This window comes from Halomonas sp. (genome assembly GCF_041689495.1).
GTDB lineage: Bacteria > Pseudomonadota > Gammaproteobacteria > Pseudomonadales > Halomonadaceae > Halomonas.
Window position 1 is genome coordinate 1 of sequence record NZ_JBDNGD010000159.1, and the last position, 1166, is coordinate 1166.

2 protein-coding genes are annotated in these 1166 nt (G+C 65.2%); both read right to left on the bottom strand.

The window, feature by feature from the left end; all coding sequences use genetic code 11:
• Positions 1–405, bottom strand: a 405-nt coding sequence (locus ACESMD_RS05290) for a phasin family protein (RefSeq protein WP_372611022.1), incomplete at its 3' end; no start/stop codon positions are given.
• A gap of 203 nt (positions 406–608) precedes the next feature.
• On the bottom strand, positions 609–1166 hold a 558-nt coding region (locus ACESMD_RS05295; protein ID WP_372611024.1), incomplete at its 5' end, for a YbfB/YjiJ family MFS transporter.

Genomic DNA, 1166 nt, shown 5'->3' on the forward strand with positions numbered 1-1166 from the left:
GGCTTCCTTGACGGCCTTGCTGGCGGTCTCGGTGGCCTGCTCGGCGCTTTCCTGGGCCTTCTTGACGGTGCTCTCGGTCAGCTTCTGGCTTTCCTGAGCGAACTCCTGCTGGAGGACCGTCACTTTCTCGGCATCGCCCTTCATGCGCTCGGTCAGCTCCTTGGCGACCTCCTGCTGGCCTTCCATGTAGCTCTTGAGGCCTTCGGCGTCCTTGACCTCTACCAGGCTGCGCAGCTGCGCCATGTTGGTGTCGGCATAGGCCTTGGTGGCGTCGAGCTGGGCATTGACCATCTTCTCGGTGAAGTCGACGGACAGGGCGGCGAAGGCACGCGCCGGGGCGAGGAACACGGACTCGAGCTGTGCGGTGTCGAATTGCTTGGTATCGAAAGCGAATGCGTTAGTCATGATGAGAACCTCCTAGGTTCTGAGTGCCATGGAACGGGCGATCCCCGTTCTGATGCCATGCACTATAGCAGGCACTTTTGTGCAATGCAACATGATTCCTTCGCGTCGAAGAGTCCCGGTGTTGCAGATCGGTGAATCCGCAGCATTTGACGCCCTGTTCGGCAATGGGAAAGGGGTCCAAGGTCTGTCCCCGATTACCCCACTCATCCGGCCGCTGCCACCTTCGCCTCCGCATCTAGCCGCTGGGCGGTCTGGTCCACCACGCGCAGCCAGGCAATCAGCAGGGCGCCCAGGGCCACGAAGCCGCCGGCCAGCCACAGCCCGGTGTCGTAGTGGCCGGTGGCCTCGGCGAGCATGCCGGTGAGCGCCGGGGCGAGGATCTGTGCCGCCCCATAGGCCAGGGTCATGCGCCCCATCAGCCGCGCCGGGCTCTGGGGATAGAGCCGACCGGCCATGGTCAGCACCAGGCTCACGCAGCCCAGGAAGGTGCCGCCGTAGAGCACGGCGCTGAGCAGCACGCCCGCGAGGCTTGCGGTCAGCGCCGGCAGCACGATACCCACCACCTGCAGGACCATGGCGGTGATCAACGCTCCCAGGTAGCCGATGCGCCGGGCGACCAGATCCCACAGCATCACCGCGGGGGCCGCGGCCAGCCCCACCAGGGCGAAGGTCCAGTTGCCGGCGCCGGCCAGCAGCGGCTCTCGCTCGACGATCGCCACGATGAAGGTGGCACTGATCACATAGCCATAACCGGCGCAGAA